Here is a 25,842-nt window from a genome sequence, read left to right on the forward strand (position 1 = left end):
GGATAACGAATGCGGGCCTTTCAATATTCGTTTCAGAAGGTGCTGGATCTTAAGACTAACACCAAGAGACAATCGGAATGGGTGTTGGCGCAATCGATTGGTCAACTTCAGACGGCGGAGCAATCCTTGGATAGCTTGAGGAAGGAACGGCATAATATTTCACTTCAGTTTCAAGAGATGGCAGATCGATGTGCATCAGTAATAGAACTGCAGTGGTGTCAGCAATATCTCGATCATCTGGACGAGCTGATTACTTCAGCGATCACATCGGTCAAGACAGCTGAACGGAAAGTCCAACTGCAGCAAAAAGAAGTAGAGTTGAAAATGATCGATGAGAAGGTGTGGACCAAAGCGCGTGAGAAGGCGGAGGCCGCATACAAGCAGGAATTGGCTGCAGCGGAGCAAGTTGAAATGGATGAATTAGCAACGGTGCGTTATCATATGGCAACCCGTTAATGCTAGTTTAGCAGACTCCGCTGAAGCAGGAGGGATCGCATTGGCTAACGAAGTGACGGAAGAAAAAGAAAAGCGATATTCTATACTTGAACGAATATTGCTATTCGCTACCCCAATATTGTTTACGATAATCCTTCTGGGCGGATTGCTCATGTTGGTCAATAATGAATGGCGCAACAACGTCTTAACATGGGCGGATCAGGTGCCGGTACTCAACAAGCTGGTTCCGGACCCTGAGAAGCCTGCTGAAGCTAAGAAGAAAGAGTCGAAGTCAGCGGAACAGAAACCATCTGAAAGTGAGCAGATCAAAGACTTGAAGGAGCTGCTCGCATCTAAAGACAATGATCTGCGGGTGCTGGCTGACAAGAAGAAAGAGCTTGAAGAACAAGTCGATACCTTGTCTCAGCAGGTGAAAGAACTGCAGAACAAGGATGAACAGAAGCGCTTGACAGTAGAAGAGTATGCACAGGAAGTGAAGGATCTCGCGAACATGTACGCGAAGATGATGCCTAGCAAGGCTGCACCGGTGATGGAGAATCTGACTATTGATGAGATGGTGCTTGTGTTCGACTCGATGAATACCGAAAGCCGTGTAAAGATCATGGAGAAGATGAACCCTAAGATCGCTGCGGAAGTGTCCATTCGCTTGAAAGATGTCACCTCTGCGGAGGATATGCAGATTGCCGCATTGCAATCTCGCTTGAAGAAGAAGGAAGCGGATGGAGCCCCTCAAACCGAGCTCGATTCGACACAGTTAAGCCAGACTTTTGCCTCTATGCCAGCGAAGAGCGCAGCAGACATTATCTTGGAAACAGCTAAGATAAGCGAGCAGAAAGCGATCGCGATATTAAACAACGTGGATGACGCCACTCGCTCTAAGCTGATAAGCGCAATGACTGAAGTGGATAAAACTGCAACCGCAAAGCTAGTGGCTAAAATTCTACCGAACAAGTAAGAGAAATATGAAGCTGTCTGTCCTAGCGTATCGATGAAAGGAGGTGAAAAATTAGGATGACGATAAGTGTATCATCAACTCCAGCACCAATGGGTGCCGTTCAAGGCGCGGGAACTTCAGGCAAGGCCCAGGAGGCAGCTTCAAGCGGCGGATTTCTCTCGGCACTGAGTCAGCTGATGAATCAGAGTGAAACTTCAACTGGATCGCAAAGTGTGGCGGTTAGTTTACCTGCCGCGTCAGGTGTATTGCCACAATCGGTCGAAGAGGGTGAAAACGAGCTTCTCAAGCTTCTGGATTCGCTGCTTCAAGATATGGGACAGGCTGAGCAGCTGCTAGAGAACAATCCGGAACTTATGGCTATGCTCCAGCAATGGCTTCAGCAAGCGCAGATGTTTACAGGTTCCGCACAGATGATTACAGAACTTGGACAGCTTGAAGGTTCATCTGAGCAGTCTAATGCGATTCAAGCGCTCGCTGCTCAACCGGAAACATTGAGCATTCTAGTGCGGGATCAATTAGAGCAGATGCGAGAGCTGCTGGGTCCGCTTATGAAGAACATTTCAATGAATCAATCCACAGTGCTTGAAGGCGCTGAGCTGTTGGAGGCACTTCAAACGCTGCTCACTGGAGCTGGTAAACAGCTAAGTTCTGCTGAACAGTCCGGCAATCGTTCCATGCAGGCTGCAGCTCTATTGTCTAATCAACAAGCAGTTGATATTGACGGAGCGATGGCTGCTGCGAATAAGGCGGGACAAGCTGAACAGGTGACCAACGGAAAAGGCACAGATATGGTTTCCGAGCTGCGTGCGGCCCAAAGTACAGCTGATCGAGCAAACGGATCGAGCCTAGTGAATACGGGCAAGCAAGCTGAGGCGCTGAATCAGGCAGGTGCAAATCTATCCGCTTCTGCTTCTACGGATGACAGTGCTGCGATCGCTCAGGCTGATTCTTCTCCTGAGGTGATGACAGCAGGACAGTATGCCATTCGTTCTGAAGGTATGCAATCCTCGAAGCCTGCTCAAGTGATTCGAGCGAGTCATTTTGCACAGGATATGGGCGGCTTTGTTATGAAACAGCTGTTCGTTACGACGCGAAACGGCGTTTCGGAAGCGAAGATAACGCTGTATCCAGAGAATCTGGGTCAAGTCGATGTTCGCATAACGATGCAAAATGGTCAGCTGGTTGCCCAATTTGTCACAGAGCGTGCGGCAGCTAAGGAGCTGCTGGACCAACAGATGTTTATGCTCCGCGGCGCTTTGCAATCGCAAGGCATTCAGGTGGATAAGCTGGAAGTTACGCAGCATAGCACAGTATCGAATGCATCTAGTCTCAGCTCCTCCATGTTCCAGGGGGACCAGCAGTCTAATGGCAGCCGTGGGCAACACTCGGCACAGCGCAATGGACAGGAAGCTGAAGCAAGAGGAGAAATAGAAACGCTTGACGATGTTCAAGATGAACTGTTGAGAAAGCAATTGATAGGTTCATCGTTCCAAGCGAGTGTATAGAGTGCAGACTGCGCTGATGAAGGAGGTGTCAATAGATGAGCGCGAATGTAGGAATTACGAACGATTTAGTATGGCCGAACTACAGTAAAGAGAACTTGGATCGTGTTAAGCCGACTGGCGCAGAGAAAACGATGGGCAAGGATGCATTTCTAAAGATCCTGATTACCCAGCTTTCGAACCAGGATCCGATGTCGCCGATGGAGGATAAGGATTTTATCGCACAGATGGCACAGTTCACATCATTGGAACAGTTGATGGGCATATCTGAACAGTTAAATGTGATGCAGCAGTCCATCGGCATGTCCTCTACGATGATTGGCAAGGAAATTACTTGGATGCAGATGGATGAACCTACTGGCGAAGGCGATACCGGTAATGTTGGTCTGTTGTATGGGACTGTTGAATCCATCATCATGCGTGCAGGAGTACCGTATGCCAAAGTTGGAGATTACGAGATTGATATGAAGGACATCACTGAAATACGCGAGCCAGGCACTTCGAATGAGTCAGGCGACGGAAACGGTGAGGACGGTAATTCCTCTGAACAAGAGGGTGAGATCTCATGACACCGAACTTCAACATAAGAGGAATTGGTCCGACCGCACCTATACAGCCGTCTGGCAGAACACACGGTGCTGAAGCGGCAAATCGCTCTAATGCGGGTCATCAAGCTTCATTTAAGCGGATGTTCGAACAGGAGCTGAAGCGTTCAGAAGACCTTCAATTCAGTCATCACGCTACGCAGAGAATGATGGAACGCGGGATGAACATGACGCCGGAGCTGATGAGCAAGATGAATGATGCCATTAATCAGGCGGCATCGAAGGGCTCTAAACAATCGCTGCTGCTCGTCCAAGACGCTGCTTACATCGTAAACGTACCATCGCGCACGGTCATCACCGCGCTGGATGATCCATTCAAGCAAGGACATGTATTTACTGCGATTGACAGTGCGATATGCATTGAGTAAAGAATAGGCTGGACCTTAATGGAGGCCTGGGCCCGTGGAACGATTGAAGCGGGCACATCGTTCTAAGCAGATTAAGGGAGGAAATTAATAATGATCCGATCCATGTATTCAGGCGTTTCCGGCATGAGAGGGTTTCAAACGAAGCTGGACGTCATCGGCAACAACATTGCCAATGTGAACACTACGGGCTTTAAAGGCGGCCGCGTTATGTTCAAGGATATTATGAGCCAAACAATGTCAGGCGTTACGGCTCCTAACGGAGACGAGCGCGGCGGCGTTAACGCTCAACAGGTTGGCTTAGGCGTACAGATCGGCGCTATCGATACGGTACATACCGGCGGCAGTGCGCAGACAACGAATCGTCCTCTTGACCTGCGTATAGATGGGGATGGATTCTTCGCTGTTAAGCTGTCTCCTGATCAAGAAGTTCCATTCTTGACGCGTGCGGGTGATTTCCACCTGGATGCGAATCGCAATCTTGTCACTTCTGACGGGCTGTTTGTATCTAGTGTTGACGGTGATGCGATCGTACTTGATGAAGCTGTAACATCATTTACGATAGCGCAAAATGGTGAGATTATCGGTAAGATGGATGACGGCACTTCTGAAATTGTTGGACAATTGGGAGTTGTTAAAGTAGTCAATCCAGAAGGTCTTGAGAAGCTTGGCGGCAACCTGTATCGCGTGACTCCGAACGCTAATCTTGATGGTGAGATCGAGATCGTAGCTCCAGGAGATGCTGAAGCAGGTACTGGCGCGATTATTTCAGGTCAATTGGAAATGTCCAACGTGGATCTGACATCCGAATTCACAGAGATGATCGTGGCTCAGCGCGGCTTCCAAGCGAATTCACGCATCATCACCACTTCCGATGAAGTGCTGCAAGAAGTAGTTAATTTGAAACGATAGAATGATAACGGGGTAGCTTAGCATTGGTACTTAGGCGCTCCACATGGAGCGTCTAGGCGCTAATGGCATGAGAAGGAGTGGAACCATGATTCAAGTGACAAGGTTAAACGGCTCACAGGTATGGGTAAATGCACTGTTAATTGAAGCTGTTGAGGAAACACCTGATACATACATCACCTTGTTTAATGGAAAAAAGATCATCGTCTTAGAGAAGGCTCCTGAAGTTATTCGCCTCATTACAGATTACATAAGCACAGTTGGCGCCGTATCTGGAACCGTCAAGCTGCAATCAACGGAGGGACAACCATGAAACGAATATTGCCATGGATGATAACGATGTTGTTGGCCATTACACTAATTACGCTTGTATTCATAATGGTCATGAATTCCCAGAACAACTCGCACAATAATCAAAATGCCAGCGGCGAAGTCCATATGAAACGTCTGACGGCGGATGATATATTGGAAGTTACATCTGTCATGACTGACATTAAGACGAATCTGGCAGCGAAAGATTACATCGTGCAGATCGGATTCTCGTTCCAAATGGACAGCCCAAAAACCTTGGAAGAGTTCGAAAAGATCAAAGACATCAAGATCAAGCCGGTAATTCTGAAAACTCTAGCTGATATGACGCCAGAAGAACTGGAAGGAACGAAGGGTAAGGATCAATTGTCTGCTAAGCTGATGGATCAGATTAATAAGATCTTGCCTCAAGGTAAAGTGATTCAGATTGAAGTGATAGAATTCATGATGGTTCGAGCTTAAGTAAGAAACAGATACATGACGCAAAACAGCTGATTCCTGTGAGGGGGTGAAACGATTGGTTGACGTTTTGTCGCAGAACGAGATCGATGCTTTACTAGCAGCGCTGTCTTCTGGTGAAATGGATGCGGAGGAGCTTAAAAAGGAAGATACCCAGCGTAAAATTCGTTCATACGATTTCAAGCGGGCCGTTCGTTTTTCAAAAGACCACATACGTACGTTGACACGCATCCATGAAAATTTTGCGAGATATTTAACTACTTATTTCTCTGCGCAATTGCGCACATTTGTGCAAATTAACGTCGTACAAGTCGAACAGTTACCCTATGATGAGTTTATTCGCTCTATTCCGAAGATGACGATTCTGAATATTTTTGAAGCAGAGCCTCTCAAGGGAAGAATGGTTCTTGAAGTGAATCCGAATGTCGCATTGGCGATGCTGGATCGATTATTAGGTGGAACTGGCGTTGCTCCGTCCAAGATACAAGGCTTGACGGAGATTGAAACGACAGTGATGGAACGTATATTCAGTCGTGCGTTTGACAGCTTGCAAGAAGCGTGGAAAGCGGTATTGGACATTCGTCCAAGGCTTGAAAGCTTTGAGACCAATCCTCAATTTATGCAGATCGTATCTCCGAATGAAACGATTGCATTGATCTCTTTAAGCACGAAGATTGGCGATACAACGGGGATGATTAATCTATGTATTCCACATGTTGTTGTGGAACCGATTATGTCGAAGCTGTCAGCGCATCACTGGTTTGTATCGGAAAAAAGAACAAGTGCGCCGGTTGAAGTCGAGAAGCTCCGCCAACGTGTTGAGCGAGCAGTTCTGCCAATCGTGGCTGAGCTTGGAGAATCACAAATCACCATTCAAGAGCTTATGCAGCTTACAATCGGTGATGTAGTACCGTTAAATAAGAAAGTGGATGATGGATTAACGGTAAGAGTCGGTGAACGTGTTAAATATATCGGAGTACCAGGCAATGTGAAGGATAGGTTAGCAGTACAAATTGAGCAAGTGCTTCAGGAGGGTGTGGAAGAGGATGACGAGTAAGGAATATTTGTCTCAAGAAGAGATCGATGCATTGCTTAGAAAGTCTGGAGAAGATCACGAGGAACCGAAGGCAGCTTCAGCTCCGATATCTGTGGAGCAGTATCTTTCACCGCTAGAGATCGATGCGCTTGGAGAGATCGGGAACATTACGTTCGGAAGCGCGGCAACTGCGCTTTCTACGCTGCTCGGTCGCAAGGTCGACATCACGACGCCAGTCATCAAAGTGTTGGATAAGAACAATCTGGAGAAGGAATTTCCTCATCCTCATGTAGCAGTTCATGTTCATTATGTGGACGGGTTTGAAGGTGTCAACTCCTTGGTCATCAAGACATCTGACGCATTTATAATTGCTGATCTGATGCTGGGCGGAGACGGTACGAATACTGCCGGTGAGCTGAATGAGATACATATAAGCGCTGTCCAGGAAGCGATGAACCAGATGATGGGTTCTTCCGCAACCTCGATGTCTACCATTTTCAATCAGATGGTGAATATTTCTCCTCCTGGAATCGGCATTCTGAATGCTGAGAAGGGTGAGGGCAGTGAGATGCTGCCGAACGAAGATGTTCTTATTAAGATATCTTTTAGACTGACGATTGCTAATCTCATAGACTCAACCATCATGCAGCTGTTAACTATTCCGTTCGCGAAGGATATGGTTCAACGACTAATGGGTGAGACGATGTCGCAAGCGAATGAAGCGGCGCCAACGCTAGAAGCAGCTGCTCCTGTTGAAGCTCCAGCAAGTGCGACTGGGGCAATGTCGAACACGCAGCCGGCCGCAGCGCCTCAGTATACAGGTGATCATATTGGAGGTGGAAATCCAATGGCTCAGCAAACGTATCCAAATGCTCCACAACAAGCGAATATGTATCCACCTATGAACAATCAACAAGGACAGATGTATGATTATCATGAGGCAGCAACGTCTCCTATTCCTGCACCGACGAGACAAGTGAATGTTCAGCCCGTTCAATTCGCTAACTTGCATGCAAATTCTTCATCGCAAATAGATGACACAAATATAAATTTATTGTTGGACATCCCGCTAAGAGTCACAGTAGAATTAGGAAGGACTCATAAGCAAATCAAGGACATCTTGGAATTATCTCAAGGTTCTATCATTGAGCTTGACAAGCTGGCAGGGGAACCAGTGGACATTCTAGTCAATAACAAGCTGATCGCTAAAGGGGAAGTTGTTGTAATTGACGAAAACTTTGGTGTGCGAGTTACAGACATCATGAATCAATGGGAACGCATGCAAAAACTACAATAATTGAGTTGGGGAGGATACTCAGCAATGGCAAATCGAATTTTGATCGTAGACGACGCAGCATTTATGCGTATGATGATACGGGACATTTTATCGAAAAATGGTTTCGAAGTCGTAGGTGAAGCAGCGGATGGTGCTCAAGCGATCGAAAAATATAAAGAAACCAAACCGGACTTGATTACGATGGATATTACGATGCCGGAAATGGACGGCATCACGGCTCTTAAAGAAATTCGCAAGATAGATCCTAGCGCTAAGGTAATTATGTGCTCCGCGATGGGTCAGCAAGCCATGGTTATTGATGCTATTCAAGCAGGGGCGAAAGACTTTATCGTGAAACCGTTCCAAGCAGATCGGGTTATTGAAGCGATCAAGAAAACGCTAGGATAAACCATGGACTCAGATGTGCCAACAATCCAACCTTCCGGTGTTGGAGATTACATAGGAAGCTTGTTTTCCGTCCTGCTGTCTCTTGCTCTAATTGTAATTCTAATTGTATTGTTCATTAAATTGCTCAGCCGCAAGAACAGGCTTTGGCAGATGAACCAAAGCATACGGATGTTAGGCGGAACTGGTATAGGACAGAACAAGTCATTGCAAGTGGTGGAGGTTGGCGGTACTGTATACGTGCTCGGCGTCGGTGAAGATATCACATTAGTGGATAAAGTCAGCGACCCCGAGCAAGTTGCTCTGCTACTGCTTTCATTTGAGCAGGCAGATCGACAAGCATCCGCGGCATCTATGCCAGCATCCTTAACCAAGTGGCTTCGACGGTCATACAAAAAAGGCCATGACCCTGTTCATTCTGATGATTATCAACAGAATAACGAGATGGAACAAGTATCGTTTCATGAGATGTTTCATTCGAAGCTGGAACAGATGCCGGATCGGCAAGCTCGAGTGGAGCGTTTACTAGACGAAGATATCAAAAAAGATCGGTAGATGGATTCATGAATAAGAAATGGTTTGTTGCGCTGGCAGCTGTAATGCTGATCTCTTGCTTTGCGGCTAATTGGGCGGAAGCATCACCAGTTATCCCCGACATTAATGTTCAGATCGGCGGAGGTGAAGAACAGTCAGGTATGACGACGTTGTCGATCATCTTGATCATTACGATATTAAGTTTAGCTCCCGCTATCTTAATTCTGATGACTTCGTTTACCCGGATTGTGATTGTGCTCGGTTTCGTGCGTACATCGCTCGGAACACAGCAGATGCCGCCTAATCAAATGCTAATTGGCTTGGCTCTCTTTATGACTTTGTTTGTGATGTCCCCAACGTTAGGAGAAATGAATCAGGTCGCTTTACAACCGTATATGAAAGGTGAACTGAATCAGACTCAGGCGCTCGAGAAGGCTGCCGTACCGATGAAGGAATTCATGTTCTCCCATACTCGAGAGAAGGATCTCTTGCTGTTCATGGATTATACACAGACGGAGAAGCCGAAAACTGTTGAGGATATTCCGTTGACTGTACTTGTTCCGTCTTTTGCGATCAGCGAGCTTAAAACAGCGTTCCAGATGGGCTTTATGATATTTATCCCATTCCTAGTCATAGATATGGTAGTCGCGAGTACCTTGATGTCGATGGGTATGATGATGCTCCCGCCTGTCATGATATCGCTGCCCTTTAAGATCCTGCTGTTCATACTCGTTGACGGCTGGCATCTAGTTGTGAAGTCGCTGCTCATGAGCTTTAACGTATAGGAGATGAAACGATGAGCACAGAATTTATTATCGGACTAGCTGGGCAAGCCGTGTTCACCGTCCTTAAGGTTAGCGCGCCTATGCTTATAATCGCGCTGGTAGTCGGACTAATCATCAGTATTTTTCAGGCGACAACTCAGATTCAAGAGCAAACGTTAGCATTCGTGCCTAAGATTATTGCAGTATTTTTGATCATTCTCATATGTGGCCCTTGGATGCTGACGATTATGGTTGACTTTACCTCTAATATCTTGAGCAATCTGAATCAATATATCGGTTAGGCTGTGGAACCATGGAAATTGTCACTCAGGCGTTCCCTGTTTTTTTGCTTATTTTGTGTCGAATAACCGCATTTCTTGTAGCAGCTCCTGTCTTTTCTTCCCGAGGCGTGCCGAATATGTTTAAGATAGGCTTAGCGTTTTTTATGAGTGTTATAGCCTATCTATTGTTCGGATTCGGTAAGACAGTGCCGTTTGACGGCATGTATGTGCTGTTCATTATTCGAGAAGTACTGATCGGATTGTTGATCGGGTTTCTGGCTCAGCTATTTTTCAACATCGTACACATTGCAGGATCATTCATCGATATGCAGATCGGATTCGGGATCGCAAACGTTATTGATCCATTGACAGGAATGTCAGCTCCTGTCATCGGTAACTTCAAGTACATATTTGTCATTCTGCTATTTCTCGGTATGAATGGCCACCATTACTTTATCGACGGGATGATGAGAAGTTTTGAGTGGATGCCGATTGACCAGAACAATTTCTTTCAGCGGATACAAGATGGAACAGTGCAGGAAGTATTGCTGACATCATTTGTTCAAGCGTTCACAATTGCATTTCAAATTGCTGCGCCATTAGCTGTCGCCCTGTTCCTAACCGACGTTGCCTTAGGTTTTCTAGCGCGTACAGCCCCGCAATTTAACGTCTTTGTCATCGGGATACCATTTAAATTGATAATCGGTTTAGCCGTGCTGCTCTTGCTCGTACCTGGATTTATATACGTGTTCCAGCAAGTGTTTGAGACGATGTTTAGAGCAATAGATCATCTATTGCGGGTCATGCCGGGATAGGGGGCAATTCACCATGAAGATGACACGGTATCGTTTAAAGCTAGATTTGCAAATGTTCTCGCAAGAGAAGACAGAGAAGGCTACACCGAAGAGACGACAGGAATCTCGTGAAAAAGGACAAGTAGCGAAGAGTATGGAGCTCTCGGGCGCGGCCATATTGCTGCTGACGTTTTGTTCGATGCTGTTCCTCGGGGGCTTTTTTAAAGAGCGTCTGATCAATATGTTTAGCGATCCGTTGGAGAATCAACTGCTGACCGAACTATCAATTGAGAATGTTGTTGCCTACTTCGGAGAAATGCTTATTCAATTTCTAATCCTAATGTCTCCAATATTCATCGTAGCCTTTGTAATTGCGCTTCTGGTGAATTATTTGCAAGTGGGGTTTTTATTTACAACCGAACCGTTGATGATGAAGTTTGAGAAGATCGACCCCATTAAAGGCTTTAAGAACATGTTCTCTTTAAAATCTCTTGTTCAGATGCTTAAGTCCATTCTCAAGCTTGTTATCATCGGTGTTATAGCTTATCTCTCCCTGTGGGGAGAAAGAGATAATATTCTTCAATTGAGTCATATGCCTTTGCAAGACATATTATCGTATACTGCAAATCTTACGGTAATGCTAGGCATTAAGATTGGCGCTGCGTTATGTGTATTAGCCATATTTGATTTTATGTATCAGAAGTATGAATTCGAGAAAAGCATTCGGATGTCCAAGCAAGATATTAAAGATGAGTATAAGAAGATGGAAGGCGACCCGCTCATCAAGTCTAAGATCAAAGAACGTCAACGTCGCATGGCTTTAATGCGAATGATGCAGGAAGTGCCGAAGGCGGATGTTGTCATTACGAACCCTACGCACTTCGCAGTCGCATTGAAGTATGAAGGGGCGTCGATGGAGGCACCAAAGGTGGTTGCAAAGGGTCAGGATTATGTCGCGCTCCGTATCAAACAGATTGCGAAGGACAACGGTGTGATAACGATGGAAAACAGGCCGCTTGCGCGTGCGCTGTTTGAACGAACAGAAATAGGTGATTCCATTCCGGCCGATCTGTTCCAGGCAGTCGCGGAAGTATTGGCATATGTATACAAAGTGAAAGGAAATGTCCGATGAGCGGACAGGGATGGAGGTAACAAGCCGTGAAAGTTAGAGATTTAACTGTCCTACTCGGAATCATCGGTATAGTGCTGATGATGGTGCTTCCGATTCCGAAGTTTCTTCTGGATATACTGCTTATCATCAACATTTCTTTAGCGCTTATTATCTTGTTGGTCGCGATGAATACGAAGGAAGCGTTGGATTTCTCGATATTTCCAGCGATGCTCTTGATTACGACGCTATTCCGTCTTTCTTTGAATCTATCAACAACGAAGTTGATTCTGACTGAGGCAGATGCTGGTGAAGTCGTTCGCACGTTCGGTGAATGGGTATCGCAAGGAAATATCGCTGTCGGCTTAATCGTATTTTTAATTCTAGTTATCGTACAGTTTATCGTCATTACGAAAGGCTCCGAGCGCGTTGCGGAGGTATCAGCGCGATTCACGCTCGATGCGATGCCAGGTAAGCAGATGGCGATTGACGCCGACTTGAATGCTGGGCTTATCAATGAGCTGCAGGCGAAAGAACGCAGACAGAAGATTGAGAGCGAAGCCGATTTCTACGGCGCGATGGATGGTGCGAGCAAATTCGTTAAAGGGGATGCCATTGCCAGCATCATTATATTGATCATCAACTTGATTGGCGGATTTATCATCGGCATGACGATGCACGAGATGTCCTTTAAAGAAGCTGCGGAAACTTACTCCATCTTGTCCATCGGTGACGGACTTGTCAGTCAGATTCCTGCATTGCTGATCTCTACAGCTGCTGGCCTTATCGTAACTCGTTCTGCATCCAAAGGTAATCTAGCAGAAGATATGAGCAGTCAACTTCTTTCGTATCCGAGACTGCTGTATATCGTTGCAGGCACGATCTCGCTGCTCGGGTTTTTCACACCGATCAATCTCATTTCCACGCTTCCATTCGCGGGATTGTTAGCATTTGCGGGATACCGCATGCAGATGAAGATGGATCGCACGGAGATCGAAAATGAACAGCTTGAGGAAGAGCAGCAGATTGAAGAGGTTCGCAGTCCAGAAAGCGTAATTAACCTGTTGCAGGTAGATCCTATAGAATTCGAATTCGGCTATGGACTTATACCGCTTGCCGATGCCCAACAAGGCGGAGATCTGCTCGACCGTATTATCATGATCAGACGTCAGTGCGCCTTGGAGCTCGGATTGGTCGTTCCAGTGATTCGAATTCGCGATAATATTCAACTGAAGCCTAATGAATATGTAATTAAGATTAAAGGGAATATCGTAGCCAATGGTGAATTGCTGCTGAATCATTATTTAGCGATGAGTCCTGGATACGATGATGATTCTGTGACAGGCATTGAGACCGTGGAACCGGCATTCGGCCTGCCAGCCCTATGGGTTGATGAGATGATGAAGGAACGTGCTGAGATGGTCGGATATACAGTAGTTGATCCGCCTTCAGTTGTAGCCACTCATTTAACGGAAATCGTTAAGAAGCATGCGCATGAATTGCTTGGCAGACAGGAGACGAAGGCACTTATCGATATGGTTAAGGAACAAAATCCTGCTGCGGTCGATGAACTGATTCCAAGTATTCTAACTGTCGGAGATGTTCAGAAAGTGTTGGCTAAGCTTCTTCGCGAGAAAATATCGATTCGCGATCTTGTTACTATATTCGAGACTTTGGCTGACTATGGTACATATACGAAAGACCCTGATGTGCTTACGGAGTATGTCCGTCAAGCCCTAGCTCGTCAAATTACACAGCAATACTCTACAACAGGAGAAACGCTGCGTGTTATTACGGTAGGACCGATGCTGGAGAAGAAGATTGCGGAAAGTGTTCAGCAGAATGAACACGGCTCCTATCTAGCTCTAGATCCTGGAACTACGCAGGCGCTGTTCCAGAAGTTTCAAGAACAGATCACGCGTATTCTCCAATCAGGCTATCAGCCTATCATTCTGTCATCCCCAACGATTCGCATGTATTTGCGCCAGTTGATGGATCGGACGATGCAGGATATTCCTGTATTATCGTATAACGAGCTGGAACCTAATGTTGAAATTCAGAGTGTTGGAGTGGTGAATGTATGAGGGTGAAAAAATACCTTGTCGAGACGATGCCGGAAGCGATGAGCCTGATTCGTCAAGAATTGGGTAAGGACGCTGTCATCGTCAGCACCAAGGAAGTGAAAACAGGCGGGTTTGCGGGAATGTTCCGCAAACGCATGATTGAAGTTACAGCAGCGGTCGATCATACAGCGACCAAGCGGCAGGAGTCGGATAAGCCGACGCCTGCCGCTAGGCCTGCAGTTCCAGCATCGCTCGCTCGTAACGTATATTCAAGCCAAACGAATAAGGATACCGCCTCTCAAACTGCCGCAGCCGCAGCGAGAGATGTCGAGCTGGATGAGCGTCCAGTGCGCCAGGTTGCGCCTCCTCAAGAGGAGTCAACCGCAGATATTCTGAGAGCCGTTAATACGGTTCGCCAAGATGCGTCCGGCGCATTCGGACTTTCAAGTACAGTGCTGCCAACTGTGGAACATAAGGCTGCAGCTGTATCATCAGATTCAGATATAAGAGAAGAATTAAAAGAGATGAAGGCCATGGTCCTTGCCATCATGCATAAATCGGAACGAGAAGCTTGGCCAGAATTCGTTAAATCAACGGAGCAGCAATTGTTGAAGCAGGGCGTATACAGCGATCTCGCACACCGATTCGTTCAGGAGGCTTGGAATGGGATCTCATCTTCGAGCCATGCCATAACGACTGAGGCTGTATTCAAGCAGCAGTTGAAAGATGTCCTTCTGCGTCATTTGGCAGGGCATGTAAAAGGCGAAATATCGAATGAAACAAACGTCATTTATCTAGCAGGACCGACTGGTGTTGGGAAAACGACGACCATTGCCAAGCTAGCTGCTGATCAGATGTTCAAGTATCGTCGCAAGGTTGGCTTCATCACTTCGGATACTTATCGGATCGCGGCGGTAGAGCAGCTGCGAACTTACGCATCCATATTGAATGCACCGCTGGAAGTCGTAACATCGCCGAACGATCTGCAGCGAGCATTGCATGAACTTCATGACTGTGACCTTGTCTTAATGGATACAGCCGGACGCAATTATCGCAATGAGCTGTATGTCAACGAATTGTTTTCCATGATCAAGCCATTGCCTGGCTCCGAAACGTTTCTCGTGCTTAGCTTAACGATGAAAACGGAAGATATGCTGAGTATATTGGATAGATTCAAACATCAAAGCATACAGCGTATCGTATTCACGAAGTCGGATGAGACGGACTCTTATGGCGTCATCTTGAATGTAGCTGATCGTACTGGAGTTCCATTCAGCTATGTGACGTACGGTCAGAATGTACCGGATGACATCAAGTCATTTATGCCGGACGAATGGATCGATAAGTTGTTAGGAGCGCAGCAATCATGATGGATCAAGCCGCATCGCTTCGCAACTTAATGTCTCGAGGGATGAACAAGTTTGAGCAAGATTATTCCCCGCCGACTGTAGAGACCAGATCAACCCGTATCATAACGGTTACAAGCGGAAAGGGTGGGGTTGGCAAGTCCAACTTTACTCTTAACTTCGCTATTTTACTGCAAGAGGCGGGGTATCGAACCTTGATCTTCGATGCCGATATCGGTATGGCCAACATTGATGTGCTGATCGGAGCACCCTCTACAGTAAGCTTATTTCACGTTCTGAGCGGCTTGAAGAAGCTTGAAGATATCGTTCAGATCGGCCCTAAAGGGATTCACTATATTCCCGGCGGGTCAGGATTCCACGATCTGCTGGAGATGCCTGCTGAATCACTGGAGAACTTCCTGATTCAATTAGAAGGCTGGTCAGAACGATATGATGTGATCTTATTTGATACAGGCGCAGGGCTGAGCAAAGAAACACTCCGTTTTGTAACCGCGGCTGAAGAAACGTTTGTCGTGACTACTCCTGAACCTACTGCAATTGCAGATGCATACGCACTTATTAAAGTCGTGCATGGAATGGTTCCGGAGACACGGTTTCGATTAGTCGTAAATCGTGTGACGGACTCTCGTGAAGGCGATCAAACGGCTGAACGATTGACATCAGTGGCGAAAAGGTTTCTGCAGCTGGATATTCCAGTGCTCGGTTATTTACTGGACGATCCTATCGTCATGCAGGCTGTAAAGAAACAGACTCCATTCTCTATGCTTTACCCTAATAGCAAGATTGCGATGCAATTACGACAATTTGTGCAGATTTATATGAATCAGCTCAATGAGATGCCGCAGCATTATGGGGAAAGTAGAGGAATGAAGCAGTTTTTTAGAAAATGGATGAAAAGTTGGAGATGAATCTCCTAGTCGAATCGAGTCACGACATATAAAATAATGATATACATTGCGAGCTGCCGCGAATCGTCAGAACCTATTTCATGCCAAAGGAGTGTGTGTGAAATGACATCCAAGAAGATTCTGGTCGTGGACGACTCGGCTTTCATGCGAACGATAATCTCTGATCTTATCTTGCAAGATCCCAACTTTACGATTGCTGGTACTGCTCAAAACGGTGTAGAAGCACTAGAGAAAGTTAAGGAATTGCAGCCGGATGCTGTTACTTTGGATGTTGAGATGCCCGTCTGCAACGGACTTGATGCGCTAAAAAATATTATGCTGGAATGCCCTAAACCTGTCATTATGCTCTCCAGCTTGTCTGAAGAGGGCGGTCGCGAGACAATCGCTGCGCTGGAGAACGGTGCATTCGACTTTGTATGTAAGCCAAGTCCGACCAATGGGTTTCAAGATATTCAAAAAGTCGGTGAGATGCTGATCGAAAAGCTGCATGAGGCAATCAAGTCTTCGCTTCGATTCGAACAGTTGAAACCGTCAGAAGCTATTAATGTACATATGAGCACAACTGCGTGTATTGAACCATTGCAACACAAACCATCAGATAAAGATGCTAGTGTGCATACGGAGCGTTCCACGTTCCCAAACGTGAAGCCGAGTTCGGCCAAGCCTCCACTGTCCAAAGAGAAACGTGATGCGTTTGGCAAGCAGGAAATTGCAGCAGGGCGGCTGACGAGTCTTAAGCCTGCTAATAGAGAAAGCATGACGGCTGCTCCAGCTAAACTTCCTTCTCAGCGAAATTCACTGTCTGCAGGCCGAAGAGTGGAGCCAACGGACCTTGTACAGCATTCAGATAGGCAGCTTGTACAGGCTAAGCCAACGGAGTGCAAGACTCGATTCTCAGAGATTATTGCTGTAGGAACTTCAACCGGAGGACCTCGAGCGCTGAAAGAGTTGTTGTCTGGACTTCCCGGCACGTTGGAAGCACCCGTATTTATCGTGCAGCATATGCCGCCGAACTTTACGAAGTCGCTTGCAGAACGCTTGAACACCTATAGTGAATTAGATGTTAGAGAGGCTGAGCATGGAGAAATCGTCTGCTCAGGTACAGCCTATTTAGCTCCAGGCGGTCTGCACATGACCGTTGTCGAACGATCGGATGGTAGACTAGCTATCTCGCTTGACCGCGGTGAACCACGTTCAGGACATCGACCATCTGTTGATACTTTGTTTGATTCATTGTCAGATCTGAATACATACAATCGGCACATCGTCCTCTTAACCGGAATGGGAAGCGATGGGGCGCGTGCGATGCGCCATCTAGTTGACGTTGGTGTCACCTCTACTTTCGCGGAGAGCGAGCGGTCCTGTGTTGTGTACGGCATGCCTAGAGCTGCTGTAGAGCTGGGTTGTGTGAAACATGTTGTGGATCTGCAGAATATGGCGAAAGAAATCGTTAAAGCGATACAATAACGGCCCAATGCCGGTGTACCTATGAAGGGGGGCGTAAACATGGATCTGAATCAGTATTTATCCATGTTTTTAGATGAAGCAAACGATCACTTGCAAGCCTTAAACGAGCATATGTTGGAATTGGAAAATAGACCGGATGATGTAAGTATCGTTCAGGTTATTTTCCGTTCAGCGCACACACTCAAGGGAATGTCAGCCACTATGGGCTTTGAAGACCTGGCATCATTAACCCACGAGATGGAAAATGTTCTTGACCTGGTCAGAAATCACCAATTGGCAATGGATGAATTCATATTCGACACACTCTTCAAGGGCTTGGATGCGCTTGAATCGATGGTGGGAGATATCGCGAATGGCGGTGAAGGCAAAGCAGATGTATCCTCCATCGTAGTTTCTCTCCAATCGATTGTAGACGGCGGCTATAAGAAGCAAGCTGCCGCGCCTACAGCAAGCGTTGAAGCATCAGCTGGAGTAGAACTGGACGTTGGATTGGATGAATTTCAACGCAGCATATTAGAGCAGTCACTCGAAGCGGGGATGAATGCTGTCTATCTTCGAGTCTCTCTGCGTGAGGATTGTGTCTTGAAGGCTGTTCGCGCTTATATGGTATTCCAAGCTTTAAGCGATAAGGGCGAGATTGTGAAGTCGACGCCTCCTGCTCATGATATTGAACAAGAAAAGTTTGAACGCGGCTTCTCGATCTACTTCGTGACTACGGAAAAAGTAGACTTCATCAAGCAGGAAATTGAGAGCATTTCCGAGATTGAATCCGTAGACTCTCACGAATTAAGTCTGGAAGATTTGCGCGTATGGAATAAACGAGTTCGTGAGCTGGAAGCGGGAGTGAGTGAATCTGCGCCTGCAGCTGCTGTCACGGAAACGCCTGCTAAAGCGAATGCGGTAGAAACTCCACGCCCTGCAGCAGCCCAAGCGCCTGTTAAGGAGCAACCATCGGCCAACAATGGACAACGCCAACAGAATCGTACGATTCGTGTTGATATCGATCGCCTCGACGTGCTGATGAATCTGCTGAGCGAGATGCTCATCGACCGCGTGCGACTCGAGGAAATAGCCGGAGAGCTGAAGAAGCAGGAATTGACTGAAACCGTCGAGCATATATCGCGTGTAAGCAGCGATCTGCAAAATATCGTGCTTAAGCTTCGCATGGTGCCTATCGATACAGTGTTCAATCGCTTTCCGCGGATGGTGCGCGACTTAGCCAAATCCTTGGACAAGAAAGTGGACTTCATCATTTCTGGTGCCGATACCGAGCTTGATAGAACGGTTATTGATGAGATTGGCGATCCGCTCGTACACTTGCTCCGCAACTCCTTGGATCACGGAGTTGAATCTATCGAGGATCGTATTGCGTCAGGCAAGCCAGAGACAGGTGTTGTACACCTGCGCGCTTACCAGAGCGGCAATCACGTGTTCATCGAGATTGAAGATGATGGCCGCGGAATTAACCGCGACATCGTTCTGAACAAAGCGATCAAGAACGGCATTGTTTCACAGGATAAAGCAGCGTCGATGACGGATGAACAGGTATTTCAATTGTTGTTTGCAGCAGGCTTCAGCACAGCCGAGACGGTATCGGACATTTCCGGCCGCGGTGTGGGGCTTGATGTTGTGAAATCGAAGATCTCAGCCTTGGGCGGACATGTTGTGGTGAATTCGAAGCTAGGACAAGGCACGACCTTTGTCGTCCAGCTTCCATTGACTTTGTCCATTCTCGCTGCAATGCTGTTCCGATTGGGCAATGAAAAGTATGCGATCCCGCTGACTTCCATCGTGGAAACAGGTCTCGTAACGAAGCAGCAGATTCGCCGTATTCACGGCGGGCTGCGGATGGTGGACTACCGCGATAGTGTGATTCCATTGTTGTCACTTAGTTCAATTTTTGAAACGCCTGACTACTCTGACTTTGATGAAGAGGAAGTCGAGATCATCATTATACGCAAAGGTGATCGACTCGCTGCAATTGCGGTGGATGACTTCATTGGACAAAGTGAAATCGTGTTGAAGCCGCTCGGAAACTACTTGAAGTCCGTGCCGGGAATATCGGGCGCGACGATACTTGGCGATGGACAAGTTGCCCTGATCGTAGATCCGAACGCATTGCTTAAATAGAGGTATATCAGAGGAGGATGTTATCCATGGGAGAAGAGATTAAAGTAGTAGTCTTTAAACTTGCGCACGAGGAGTACGGTATTGAAGTCGAACGAGTGAAGACGATCGAACGCATGATGCCGATTACCCGCGTACCCAAAACGTATTCCTTTATCAAAGGTGTTGTGAATCTGCGCGGCGTAGTAGTACCAGTTATGGATCTTAGCGGTCGCTTTGGCCTGCCGGAATCAGTGGAAACAGATCAGACTCGTATCATTATCGTCAATGCGCATGATCTGGAAGTCGGCTTCATCGTCGACGCCGCAAGCGATGTTATCGATATTCAGGAAGACAGCATCGAAGCTCCGCCTGAAGTAGTTGGCGGCATTCAAGCTAAATATTTGCGCGGTGTAGCTAAGATTGGCAGTGATCGCCTGCTGATCATGCTGAACCTAGCGGAAGTATTGAACCGAAATGAGATTATTCAGTTAGAACAGCTCGAGGTATGATGCTGCCTATGCTTGATAACCTTGGAGACTTTAAATTAGACGTCCTTAAAGAAATCGGGAATATTGGTGCTGGGAACGCTGCAACGGCTTTATCCTTGCTGCTTAACCGACCTGTTGATATGGCAGTGCCGAAAGTACAGCTGCTGCCATTCGAGTGTATCGCGGACGCAGTAGGCGGCGCAGAGCAGGTTGTAATCGCTATTTACTTTCGAGTTGCAGGGGAAGCGGAGGGGCATCTGTTCTTCATGTTGGAATGCGAGCCGGCTAAGAGATTGCTATCCCAATTGATGAAGGTACAGTCAGAGGATGAATACAGCTTTACGGAATTGGAGATGTCCGCTCTATGCGAGATCGGAAATATCCTATCCGGCTCATACTTGTCTTCGTTGGCCGACTTGACTCATCTTTATTTATCCCCAACCGTGCCTCAATTAGCAGTGGATATGGCAGGCGCCATATTGAATTATGGACTGATTCAATATGGCGAGATGGGAGACAGGGCGCTCTTTATTGATACGAGGTTTCTTGAGGATCACGAAGAGATAGAGGGCACATTTTTCTTCATACCGGATCCTGACTCTTTTTCAAAAATATTTGCTGCCCTGGGAGTGCCGATGGAATGATAGATTCATCAACTGTTGTAAAAGTCGGTATGGCCGATCTGAACATTTGCAGATCTGGTTCTATCCGCACATCCGGCTTAGGTTCTTGTGTAGGACTTACCTTGTATGATCCTGGAATCAAGATTGCGGGAATGGCTCACGTTATGCTGCCGTCTTCAGAGATTGCTAGAGAAGGAAACTTGAATATTGCGAAGTACGTTGATACCGCTATTCCTGAGTTAGTACGACTTATGCTTCATGAAGGTGCCGTGTTATCCAGGCTAATCGCCAAGATGGCCGGTGGCGCACAGATGTTTGCGTTTGCTAGCGGCAATGATATGATGCGAATCGGTCCGCGCAACGTAGAATCATGCAAACAGTTGCTGTCCCTCCTAGGCATCCCGCTAGTCGGCGAGGATACGGGCGGCAACTATGGCAGAACGATTGAGCTTAGCTGTGATGACGGTATATTGCACATACGCAGCGTGCAAAAGGGTGAAAAGGAACTGTGATGACGATGCGTGGAAAGATGAAGTGGAATATTAGCTCTGGAATTATTGGGTTTGTTGTGACAACGCTGGCTTCACTGATTTCAAATGTATGGTCGACAAGCTTGATTCGTGGAGCTATTGCGTTTGTCATCTGGTTTCTATTGGCATTTGCCGTACGCTATGCCGTACAGCTGCTGTTGACACCGAATAATGATGCAGCGAGTGCTGCTCAGTATAAAGTAAAGTCGTCAGAAGTTGGTCATGCAGTCGATTATACGACCCCAGATGACACGGATTCACTGTACAATATGCTCCACACCAAGCCTGCTGAACAAGAACTGGGGACGGAACAGGAGGATATAGGTCAATCCGGCTTTCAGCCTTTGTCACCTCCGAAGCTCGTTTCGAAGCCTTTGAAAGAGGAACAGTTAGCAGAGGCCGTACGTCACCTGATTCATAAGTAAGGAGGCTGAATGTCGTTGAGCCAGCAGAAGAGTTCAAAATGCTCTCATTATGAGCTGTGGCAACAGTGGAAGGAACAAGAGAATAATGAAGCGCGTAAGCAGCTGATTGAACTCTATTTGCCGATCGTGGAGTTTGTAGCAAATCGAATGGCTGCTGGTCTGCCGCGCAGCGTTTCCAAGGATGACCTTGCCAGCAATGGCGTGATGGGTTTAATCGACGCTATTGAAAAGTTTGACTACCGTAGAGGACTGCAGTTCGAGACGTATGCCTCATGGCGTGTTCGCGGAGCCATATTGGATGGACTCCGTTCAGGAGACTGGGTTCCGCGTTCGGTAAGGGAGAAGGCCAAAAAGATTGAAGAAGCTTATCAGCATCTGGAGCAGCATTATCTTCGTTCGGTTTCAGATGAAGAAGTGAGCCGATACCTTGATGTTTCGGTGTCTGAATTTCAAGGAATGCTCCAAGATGTTGCCGTGATGTCTCTGTGTTCGCTGGAAGATCCGATACGTGAAGAAGATACAGAGATGAGAATCTCAGTTCTGATTGATGAAACGGCCAAGAATCCTGTGAACAAAGTGAATGAACACTATTTAAAACAGTGCTTAGTTGAAGGAATTCATAAATTAACGGAGAAAGAAAGAATAGTCATTAATTTATTTTACTATGAAGATTTATCACTGAGTGAAATCGCAGAAGTGATGAGCTTATCACCTTCACGTATTTCGCAATTACATTCGAAAGCAATCATGCGTTTACGTTCTGCGCTTGAAAAGAATAGAGCATTGTTGCTCGAAGCGTAAACACAATGTCTCTATAAGGAATACCACTGTAGAGAGGAGAAAAGTCATGGCACCTACGATCCAGTTAGGGCAGTACTTGAATGTGACAATATCGGAAGACAAGATGCAAGCCTATCTGCATTTTACGGAGTATGATGAAACGTTTCAATGTACAGCGGAAGAACTGGAAGCGTTGCTGAGCAGTCAAGGGATCAGATACGGAATCCTTCCGAACGTCCTTAGCGAGTTTGCTATGCAGCCGCAGCAGTATCGCAGCGGTATGACCAAGGTCGCGGTAGGTTTATCCCCTGTCCACGGAACTGACGGCAAGATTAAGCTGCTAACCTCAAAAATGAATTCTACACAACGACCTTTAGAGCAGGCTAATGGCACGGTTGATTTGAAAGAGATCAACGCATTGAGCAATGTAAAGAAGGGCGAGCGCATAGCCGAGCGTATTCCAGCGGAAGCTGGAGTACCTGGCATGGATGTATGCGGTGATAAGATTGAAGCGCGTGAAGGTAAAGAAGCTCGTTTCAAGCTTGGGAAGAATGTCGTAGTGGATGACCAACAGGCGGCGATGTATGCGGCAATCGATGGCTTAATTGTCAAGACGGATCGAGATAAGCTCAATGTGTTCCCTGTTTATGAGATTAATGGTGATATTGATTACCGAACTGGAAATGTTGATTTTGTAGGTACTGTTGTCATTCGCGGCAATGTGCTGTCGGGCTTTAAAGTGAAAGCAGCGGGTGATATTCGAGTATATGGCGGCATTGAAGGCGCGTATCTCGAAGCAGCCGGTAGTATTGAAGTGATCGGCGGAATAATCGCAGGCAATAAAGGACATGTTCAAGCTGGTGAAGACGTGAGTTGTATCTTTATGCAGGAAGCGAATGTCACGGCAGGGGCGAATGTGACCGTTTCGCAAAGCATACTGCATTCTCAGGTTCGTGCTGGCAGGCAGGTCATCTGCAATGGAACGAAAGGACTGATCGTAGGCGGATCGATTCAAGCTGGAGATATGGTTCAAGCGCGTACGATTGGAAACTCGATGTCTACGGTCACCGTCATTGAAGTCGGAGTTCAACCAGAGCTGCGCAATGAAATGAACCAACTCCGCGTTAAGATGAAGGACAGCATGACCCATTTAGAAAAGACGGAGAAAGCGCTTCGAATACTCGACCCATTGGCTTCCAGCGGACAATTGAACCAAGAACGCATGGCTATGCGGTTGAAGCTGAATCTAATGAAGAAACAGCTGCTTGAAGAGCAGACGGAGATCAGAGAACGCATCTTCGAGATCGAGAAGATGTTGGAACAGACAGGCGTGGCGCGAATTGATGCATTCCAGCATGTCTATGGGGGAAGCAAGATTGTCATTGGGCGCTCGGTTCGTTTCGTTAAAGATGTGTGCAAACATGTCAGCTTCCGGTTGATTGACGGCGAAGTATCGATGTACTCCATATAGTGTCGCCGTATATACATATGACGATTATATTGAGGTGATCGCATGAACATGAGACCTGTTGAATTGCAGATTGCTGTTCCTCGCACAACTGAAGTATCAACGATCCAACAGCAACAGCAGCAGCGCCCGATGACGGAGCAGTCAATGCTTAATGAGCAGGCTGTTAAGCAGCTTCGGACGCAGCGCCAGCGCAGTGAGCAGGTCGATGCTTCTACTGAGGGGCGGATTCGAGAACAAGAGCAGGATTCAGCGCACAGCCATGATTCAGCGTCACAGGAACAGTCACAGGAAGGTAAAGATCATAAATTACCTGCAACTGAAACTGTTCCAGCCGCTCACCCGTATAAAGGCAAGCATATTGATTATTCCGTATAAGAAAGCAGCGCCGCCGTCGTGTTGAAGGCGGCGTTTGTACGTCAAAGTAGATGGAGGATGATGGAACTACCACATGAAGGATCCATGGATATACATCGTGCTGCTGGGTGCAGTAATTGCCGTGTTCGGTTGGCTGCGTCCACGTAAGGAAGAGCACACGGCATCATTTCAGAAGAACATGGAAGATACACTTGAACAGTACGTCGAAGAAGTAGCTGCAGAGAACGAACAGCTTCTTCAAGTCATTGAAAAGATGAAGCAAGAGCAGGACGCTCGACATGATGCGGCTAGGAGACGAATGGACAAGCTTGAGGCGGGCATTCATATGCTAGATGAGAAGCTGGAAACCATTCAATTGCTGAAATCTACTCCATCTATCGCTGTTGTTGAGCGTGAACGGATAAACGATGAACCGCAGCGTGAATCGATTATGTCGCAGCAAACAGTTGAAGAAGAAGAGGTGTTGGTTTCGCATCAGCGACCATCCGCCGAACTCTCGATACGCGATCGCTATCCCGAATTGTTCAACCTGCTGGATCAAGGTGTTCAGCCGTCAGATGCCGCTGCACAGCTTCAATTGCCGCTTGGAGAGATTCAGCTTATCATGCAGTTAGCGCTTCAGGAGGATAATCGTGTTTAGAAATCGATATTTTATAGTTGGGGTTGGGGTTGGCATCATAATTGGCGTACTCTTGCTGCAGATGATAATGGTAGGACAACAGCTAACTCCGGAGCTTACAAGAGAACAACTGGAGCAGGCAGCAAAACAGCAGGGTCTTCGATTAGTTCCTATTGATGGAGCACATGATGAACCAAGTCAGACTAAGTCAGATGTAAGCGGCGCAGTCGAGAAGAAGGCTGCTGAAGAAGACCGAAGCTCAAGTGAAGCAGATTCCGATAAGCAGCTGGAAGAAACAGCAAGCGCTGAGGTTTCTGGCGCCGCAGCTAATGCGAAAGATGCTGTGTTGCAAGAGGGCACCGAGAGCAAGAACAATGGTGAATCGGCGGAAAATGGAGAAAGCAATGAGAAAGGCGCAGCAGGAGATACGGTTGAACTGACTGCAGAGAAAGCTTCAATCGATGCGGATTCCAAAGACGCAGAGCCTCAAGAAGTAGATATTCGTATAAAGCCTAATTTATCGTCAATAGCTATCTCGGAACAGTTGGAGCAAGCAGGCGTTATTTCGGATGCAGACGCTTTTGTGGACTATATTAAAGATGAGAAGAAACAAACTATGCTCCGAGCGGGCTATTTTAAATTTGATGTGCCTTCAACGAATGAACAAGCATTAAAGGTGCTGACTTCTCATCCTAATGGATGAGTTGAAAATGGTTGCATCTCAAATATCATTATGATATATTAGTTGATGGTGTTAAGAACACACGCCGATTAATTTCGTCAAGGGTGCTTCCCGTCGTGGGGCTACCGTGCAGGAAGTCTTGATGGAAGATGATATTGGCGGAGGAAAACAAACCAT

At 46.9% G+C, this 25,842-nt stretch carries 30 protein-coding genes; all 30 read left to right on the plus strand.

All coding sequences use genetic code 11. The annotated features are described in order from the left end of the window. Positions 1-9: 9 nt before the first annotated feature. The 30 genes from fliJ (at position 10) to AC3WTP_RS16535 (ending at position 25,686) form a co-directional block, all read left to right on the plus strand. Positions 10-456: a flagellar export protein FliJ gene (gene fliJ / locus AC3WTP_RS16390; RefSeq protein WP_492395710.1), complete on the plus strand. Its 447-nt coding sequence runs from the start codon at positions 10-12 to the stop codon at positions 454-456. 40 nt (positions 457-496) lie between these two features. After that, positions 497-1,411 (plus strand): MotE family protein, encoded by a 915-nt coding sequence (locus AC3WTP_RS16395; RefSeq protein WP_492395711.1) that lies wholly within the window; start codon positions 497-499, stop codon positions 1,409-1,411. Between the two features lie 56 nt (positions 1,412-1,467). Then, the gene (locus AC3WTP_RS16400) at positions 1,468-2,916 is read left to right on the plus strand and encodes a flagellar hook-length control protein FliK (RefSeq protein ID WP_492395712.1); all 1,449 of its coding nucleotides are present in this window, start codon (positions 1,468-1,470) and stop codon (positions 2,914-2,916) included. A 35-nt stretch (positions 2,917-2,951) separates the two neighbouring features. After that, the gene (locus AC3WTP_RS16405; RefSeq protein WP_492395713.1) at positions 2,952-3,482 is read left to right on the plus strand and encodes a flagellar hook capping FlgD N-terminal domain-containing protein; all 531 of its coding nucleotides are present in this window, start codon (positions 2,952-2,954) and stop codon (positions 3,480-3,482) included. Continuing rightward, positions 3,479-3,886 (plus strand): TIGR02530 family flagellar biosynthesis protein, encoded by a 408-nt coding sequence (locus AC3WTP_RS16410; RefSeq protein WP_492395714.1) that lies wholly within the window; start codon positions 3,479-3,481, stop codon positions 3,884-3,886. Before AC3WTP_RS16405 ends, AC3WTP_RS16410 begins: the two co-directional genes overlap by 4 nt. Positions 3,887-3,976: 90 nt before the next feature. After that, positions 3,977-4,795, plus strand: a complete 819-nt coding sequence (flgG, locus tag AC3WTP_RS16415; RefSeq protein ID WP_492395715.1) for a flagellar basal body rod protein FlgG — start codon at positions 3,977-3,979, stop codon at positions 4,793-4,795. Between the two features lie 85 nt (positions 4,796-4,880). Next, positions 4,881-5,105 (plus strand): flagellar FlbD family protein, encoded by a 225-nt coding sequence (locus AC3WTP_RS16420; protein WP_492395716.1) that lies wholly within the window; start codon positions 4,881-4,883, stop codon positions 5,103-5,105. Next, the gene (locus tag AC3WTP_RS16425; protein WP_492395717.1) at positions 5,102-5,563 is read left to right on the plus strand and encodes a flagellar basal body-associated FliL family protein; all 462 of its coding nucleotides are present in this window, start codon (positions 5,102-5,104) and stop codon (positions 5,561-5,563) included. The genes AC3WTP_RS16420 and AC3WTP_RS16425 overlap by 4 nt, the downstream gene beginning before the upstream one ends. 55 nt (positions 5,564-5,618) lie before the next feature. Beyond that, positions 5,619-6,617 carry a flagellar motor switch protein FliM gene (gene fliM / locus AC3WTP_RS16430; protein ID WP_492395718.1) on the plus strand — a complete coding sequence of 333 codons (999 nt, stop codon included), beginning with the start codon at positions 5,619-5,621 and terminating at the stop codon, positions 6,615-6,617. Then, complete coding sequence (gene fliY, locus AC3WTP_RS16435) at positions 6,607-7,893, plus strand: flagellar motor switch phosphatase FliY (RefSeq protein WP_492395719.1); 1,287 nt, start codon at positions 6,607-6,609, stop codon at positions 7,891-7,893. Before fliM ends, fliY begins: the two co-directional genes overlap by 11 nt. A gap of 24 nt (positions 7,894-7,917) precedes the next feature. Next, positions 7,918-8,280 (plus strand): response regulator, encoded by a 363-nt coding sequence (locus AC3WTP_RS16440; protein ID WP_492395720.1) that lies wholly within the window; start codon positions 7,918-7,920, stop codon positions 8,278-8,280. A gap of 3 nt (positions 8,281-8,283) precedes the next feature. Beyond that, positions 8,284-8,832 carry a FliO/MopB family protein gene (locus AC3WTP_RS16445; RefSeq protein WP_492395721.1) on the plus strand — a complete coding sequence of 183 codons (549 nt, stop codon included), beginning with the start codon at positions 8,284-8,286 and terminating at the stop codon, positions 8,830-8,832. Positions 8,833-8,876: 44 nt separating this feature from the next. Beyond that, positions 8,877-9,596 carry a flagellar type III secretion system pore protein FliP gene (gene fliP, locus AC3WTP_RS16450; RefSeq protein WP_492395786.1) on the plus strand — a complete coding sequence of 240 codons (720 nt, stop codon included), beginning with the start codon at positions 8,877-8,879 and terminating at the stop codon, positions 9,594-9,596. A gap of 11 nt (positions 9,597-9,607) precedes the next feature. Then, positions 9,608-9,877 (plus strand): flagellar biosynthesis protein FliQ, encoded by a 270-nt coding sequence (fliQ, locus tag AC3WTP_RS16455; protein WP_492395722.1) that lies wholly within the window; start codon positions 9,608-9,610, stop codon positions 9,875-9,877. An 11-nt stretch (positions 9,878-9,888) separates the two neighbouring features. Beyond that, entirely contained in the window at positions 9,889-10,671 is a 783-nt protein-coding gene (fliR, locus tag AC3WTP_RS16460) for a flagellar biosynthetic protein FliR (RefSeq protein WP_492395723.1), read from the plus strand. A 13-nt stretch (positions 10,672-10,684) separates the two neighbouring features. After that, positions 10,685-11,782 (plus strand): flagellar biosynthesis protein FlhB, encoded by a 1,098-nt coding sequence (gene flhB / locus AC3WTP_RS16465; protein ID WP_492395724.1) that lies wholly within the window; start codon positions 10,685-10,687, stop codon positions 11,780-11,782. A gap of 26 nt (positions 11,783-11,808) precedes the next feature. After that, positions 11,809-13,842, plus strand: coding sequence for a flagellar biosynthesis protein FlhA (gene flhA / locus AC3WTP_RS16470; protein WP_492395725.1), 2,034 nt, complete (start codon positions 11,809-11,811; stop codon positions 13,840-13,842). Continuing rightward, positions 13,839-15,191: a flagellar biosynthesis GTPase FlhF gene (flhF, locus tag AC3WTP_RS16475; RefSeq protein WP_492395726.1), complete on the plus strand. Its 1,353-nt coding sequence runs from the start codon at positions 13,839-13,841 to the stop codon at positions 15,189-15,191. The genes flhA and flhF overlap by 4 nt, the downstream gene beginning before the upstream one ends. After that, positions 15,188-16,096 carry a MinD/ParA family protein gene (locus tag AC3WTP_RS16480; RefSeq protein ID WP_492395727.1) on the plus strand — a complete coding sequence of 303 codons (909 nt, stop codon included), beginning with the start codon at positions 15,188-15,190 and terminating at the stop codon, positions 16,094-16,096. The genes flhF and AC3WTP_RS16480 overlap by 4 nt, the downstream gene beginning before the upstream one ends. Before the next feature lie 102 nt (positions 16,097-16,198). Then, positions 16,199-17,563 (plus strand): protein-glutamate methylesterase/protein-glutamine glutaminase, encoded by a 1,365-nt coding sequence (locus AC3WTP_RS16485; RefSeq protein WP_492395728.1) that lies wholly within the window; start codon positions 16,199-16,201, stop codon positions 17,561-17,563. Between the two features lie 39 nt (positions 17,564-17,602). Continuing rightward, positions 17,603-19,693, plus strand: a complete 2,091-nt coding sequence (locus AC3WTP_RS16490; protein ID WP_492395729.1) for a chemotaxis protein CheW — start codon at positions 17,603-17,605, stop codon at positions 19,691-19,693. Between the two features lie 26 nt (positions 19,694-19,719). Further along, a complete protein-coding gene (locus tag AC3WTP_RS16495) occupies positions 19,720-20,181 on the plus strand; it encodes a chemotaxis protein CheW (RefSeq protein WP_492395730.1) in 462 nt (153 codons plus the stop codon). A 2-nt stretch (positions 20,182-20,183) separates the two neighbouring features. Next, on the plus strand, positions 20,184-20,804 hold the full coding sequence (locus AC3WTP_RS16500) for a chemotaxis protein CheC (RefSeq protein WP_492395787.1): 621 nt from the start codon (positions 20,184-20,186) through the stop codon (positions 20,802-20,804). Then, positions 20,801-21,295 carry a chemotaxis protein CheD gene (locus AC3WTP_RS16505; protein WP_492395731.1) on the plus strand — a complete coding sequence of 165 codons (495 nt, stop codon included), beginning with the start codon at positions 20,801-20,803 and terminating at the stop codon, positions 21,293-21,295. The genes AC3WTP_RS16500 and AC3WTP_RS16505 overlap by 4 nt, the downstream gene beginning before the upstream one ends. Beyond that, positions 21,295-21,738: a hypothetical protein gene (locus AC3WTP_RS16510; protein WP_492395732.1), complete on the plus strand. Its 444-nt coding sequence runs from the start codon at positions 21,295-21,297 to the stop codon at positions 21,736-21,738. The genes AC3WTP_RS16505 and AC3WTP_RS16510 overlap by 1 nt, the downstream gene beginning before the upstream one ends. Before the next feature lie 15 nt (positions 21,739-21,753). Continuing rightward, positions 21,754-22,539 (plus strand): FliA/WhiG family RNA polymerase sigma factor, encoded by a 786-nt coding sequence (locus AC3WTP_RS16515; protein ID WP_492395733.1) that lies wholly within the window; start codon positions 21,754-21,756, stop codon positions 22,537-22,539. A gap of 46 nt (positions 22,540-22,585) precedes the next feature. Continuing rightward, the gene (locus AC3WTP_RS16520; protein ID WP_492395734.1) at positions 22,586-23,989 is read left to right on the plus strand and encodes a flagellar assembly protein A; all 1,404 of its coding nucleotides are present in this window, start codon (positions 22,586-22,588) and stop codon (positions 23,987-23,989) included. Between the two features lie 42 nt (positions 23,990-24,031). Next, positions 24,032-24,364 carry a hypothetical protein gene (locus tag AC3WTP_RS16525; RefSeq protein WP_492395735.1) on the plus strand — a complete coding sequence of 111 codons (333 nt, stop codon included), beginning with the start codon at positions 24,032-24,034 and terminating at the stop codon, positions 24,362-24,364. A 73-nt stretch (positions 24,365-24,437) separates the two neighbouring features. Continuing rightward, positions 24,438-25,004, plus strand: a complete 567-nt coding sequence (locus AC3WTP_RS16530; RefSeq protein WP_492395736.1) for a hypothetical protein — start codon at positions 24,438-24,440, stop codon at positions 25,002-25,004. Beyond that, positions 24,997-25,686, plus strand: coding sequence for a hypothetical protein (locus tag AC3WTP_RS16535; RefSeq protein ID WP_492395737.1), 690 nt, complete (start codon positions 24,997-24,999; stop codon positions 25,684-25,686). The genes AC3WTP_RS16530 and AC3WTP_RS16535 overlap by 8 nt, the downstream gene beginning before the upstream one ends. Positions 25,687-25,842: the final 156 nt, after the last annotated feature.

The sequence above is a fragment of the Paenibacillus sp. EB106-04-04-XG159 genome (assembly GCF_058791835.1).

Excerpts from the sequence above, each read along its gene's own strand:
- AC3WTP_RS16405 (WP_492395713.1), top strand. The coding sequence starts at position 2,952 with ATGAGCGCGAATGTAGGAATTACGAACGATTTAGTATGGCCGAACTAC.
- flgG (WP_492395715.1), top strand. The coding sequence starts at position 3,977 with ATGATCCGATCCATGTATTCAGGCGTTTCCGGCATGAGAGGGTTTCAA.
- AC3WTP_RS16420 (WP_492395716.1), top strand. The coding sequence starts at position 4,881 with ATGATTCAAGTGACAAGGTTAAACGGCTCACAGGTATGGGTAAATGCA.
- AC3WTP_RS16520 (WP_492395734.1), top strand. The coding sequence starts at position 22,586 with ATGGCACCTACGATCCAGTTAGGGCAGTACTTGAATGTGACAATATCG.
- AC3WTP_RS16440 (WP_492395720.1), top strand. The coding sequence starts at position 7,918 with ATGGCAAATCGAATTTTGATCGTAGACGACGCAGCATTTATGCGTATG.
- flhF (WP_492395726.1), top strand. The coding sequence starts at position 13,839 with ATGAGGGTGAAAAAATACCTTGTCGAGACGATGCCGGAAGCGATGAGC.
- fliR (WP_492395723.1), top strand. The coding sequence starts at position 9,889 with ATGGAAATTGTCACTCAGGCGTTCCCTGTTTTTTTGCTTATTTTGTGT.
- AC3WTP_RS16530 (WP_492395736.1), top strand. The coding sequence starts at position 24,438 with ATGAAGGATCCATGGATATACATCGTGCTGCTGGGTGCAGTAATTGCC.
- AC3WTP_RS16485 (WP_492395728.1), top strand. The coding sequence starts at position 16,199 with ATGACATCCAAGAAGATTCTGGTCGTGGACGACTCGGCTTTCATGCGA.
- AC3WTP_RS16505 (WP_492395731.1), top strand. The coding sequence starts at position 20,801 with ATGATAGATTCATCAACTGTTGTAAAAGTCGGTATGGCCGATCTGAAC.
- fliJ (WP_492395710.1), top strand. The coding sequence starts at position 10 with ATGCGGGCCTTTCAATATTCGTTTCAGAAGGTGCTGGATCTTAAGACT.
- fliP (WP_492395786.1), top strand. The coding sequence starts at position 8,877 with ATGCTGATCTCTTGCTTTGCGGCTAATTGGGCGGAAGCATCACCAGTT.
- AC3WTP_RS16445 (WP_492395721.1), top strand. The coding sequence starts at position 8,284 with ATGGACTCAGATGTGCCAACAATCCAACCTTCCGGTGTTGGAGATTAC.
- fliY (WP_492395719.1), top strand. The coding sequence starts at position 6,607 with ATGACGAGTAAGGAATATTTGTCTCAAGAAGAGATCGATGCATTGCTT.
- fliQ (WP_492395722.1), top strand. The coding sequence starts at position 9,608 with ATGAGCACAGAATTTATTATCGGACTAGCTGGGCAAGCCGTGTTCACC.
- AC3WTP_RS16425 (WP_492395717.1), top strand. The coding sequence starts at position 5,102 with ATGAAACGAATATTGCCATGGATGATAACGATGTTGTTGGCCATTACA.
- AC3WTP_RS16480 (WP_492395727.1), top strand. The coding sequence starts at position 15,188 with ATGATGGATCAAGCCGCATCGCTTCGCAACTTAATGTCTCGAGGGATG.
- AC3WTP_RS16525 (WP_492395735.1), top strand. The coding sequence starts at position 24,032 with ATGAACATGAGACCTGTTGAATTGCAGATTGCTGTTCCTCGCACAACT.
- flhB (WP_492395724.1), top strand. The coding sequence starts at position 10,685 with ATGAAGATGACACGGTATCGTTTAAAGCTAGATTTGCAAATGTTCTCG.
- AC3WTP_RS16495 (WP_492395730.1), top strand. The coding sequence starts at position 19,720 with ATGGGAGAAGAGATTAAAGTAGTAGTCTTTAAACTTGCGCACGAGGAG.
- AC3WTP_RS16490 (WP_492395729.1), top strand. The coding sequence starts at position 17,603 with ATGGATCTGAATCAGTATTTATCCATGTTTTTAGATGAAGCAAACGAT.
- AC3WTP_RS16510 (WP_492395732.1), top strand. The coding sequence starts at position 21,295 with ATGACGATGCGTGGAAAGATGAAGTGGAATATTAGCTCTGGAATTATT.
- AC3WTP_RS16410 (WP_492395714.1), top strand. The coding sequence starts at position 3,479 with ATGACACCGAACTTCAACATAAGAGGAATTGGTCCGACCGCACCTATA.
- AC3WTP_RS16400 (WP_492395712.1), top strand. The coding sequence starts at position 1,468 with ATGACGATAAGTGTATCATCAACTCCAGCACCAATGGGTGCCGTTCAA.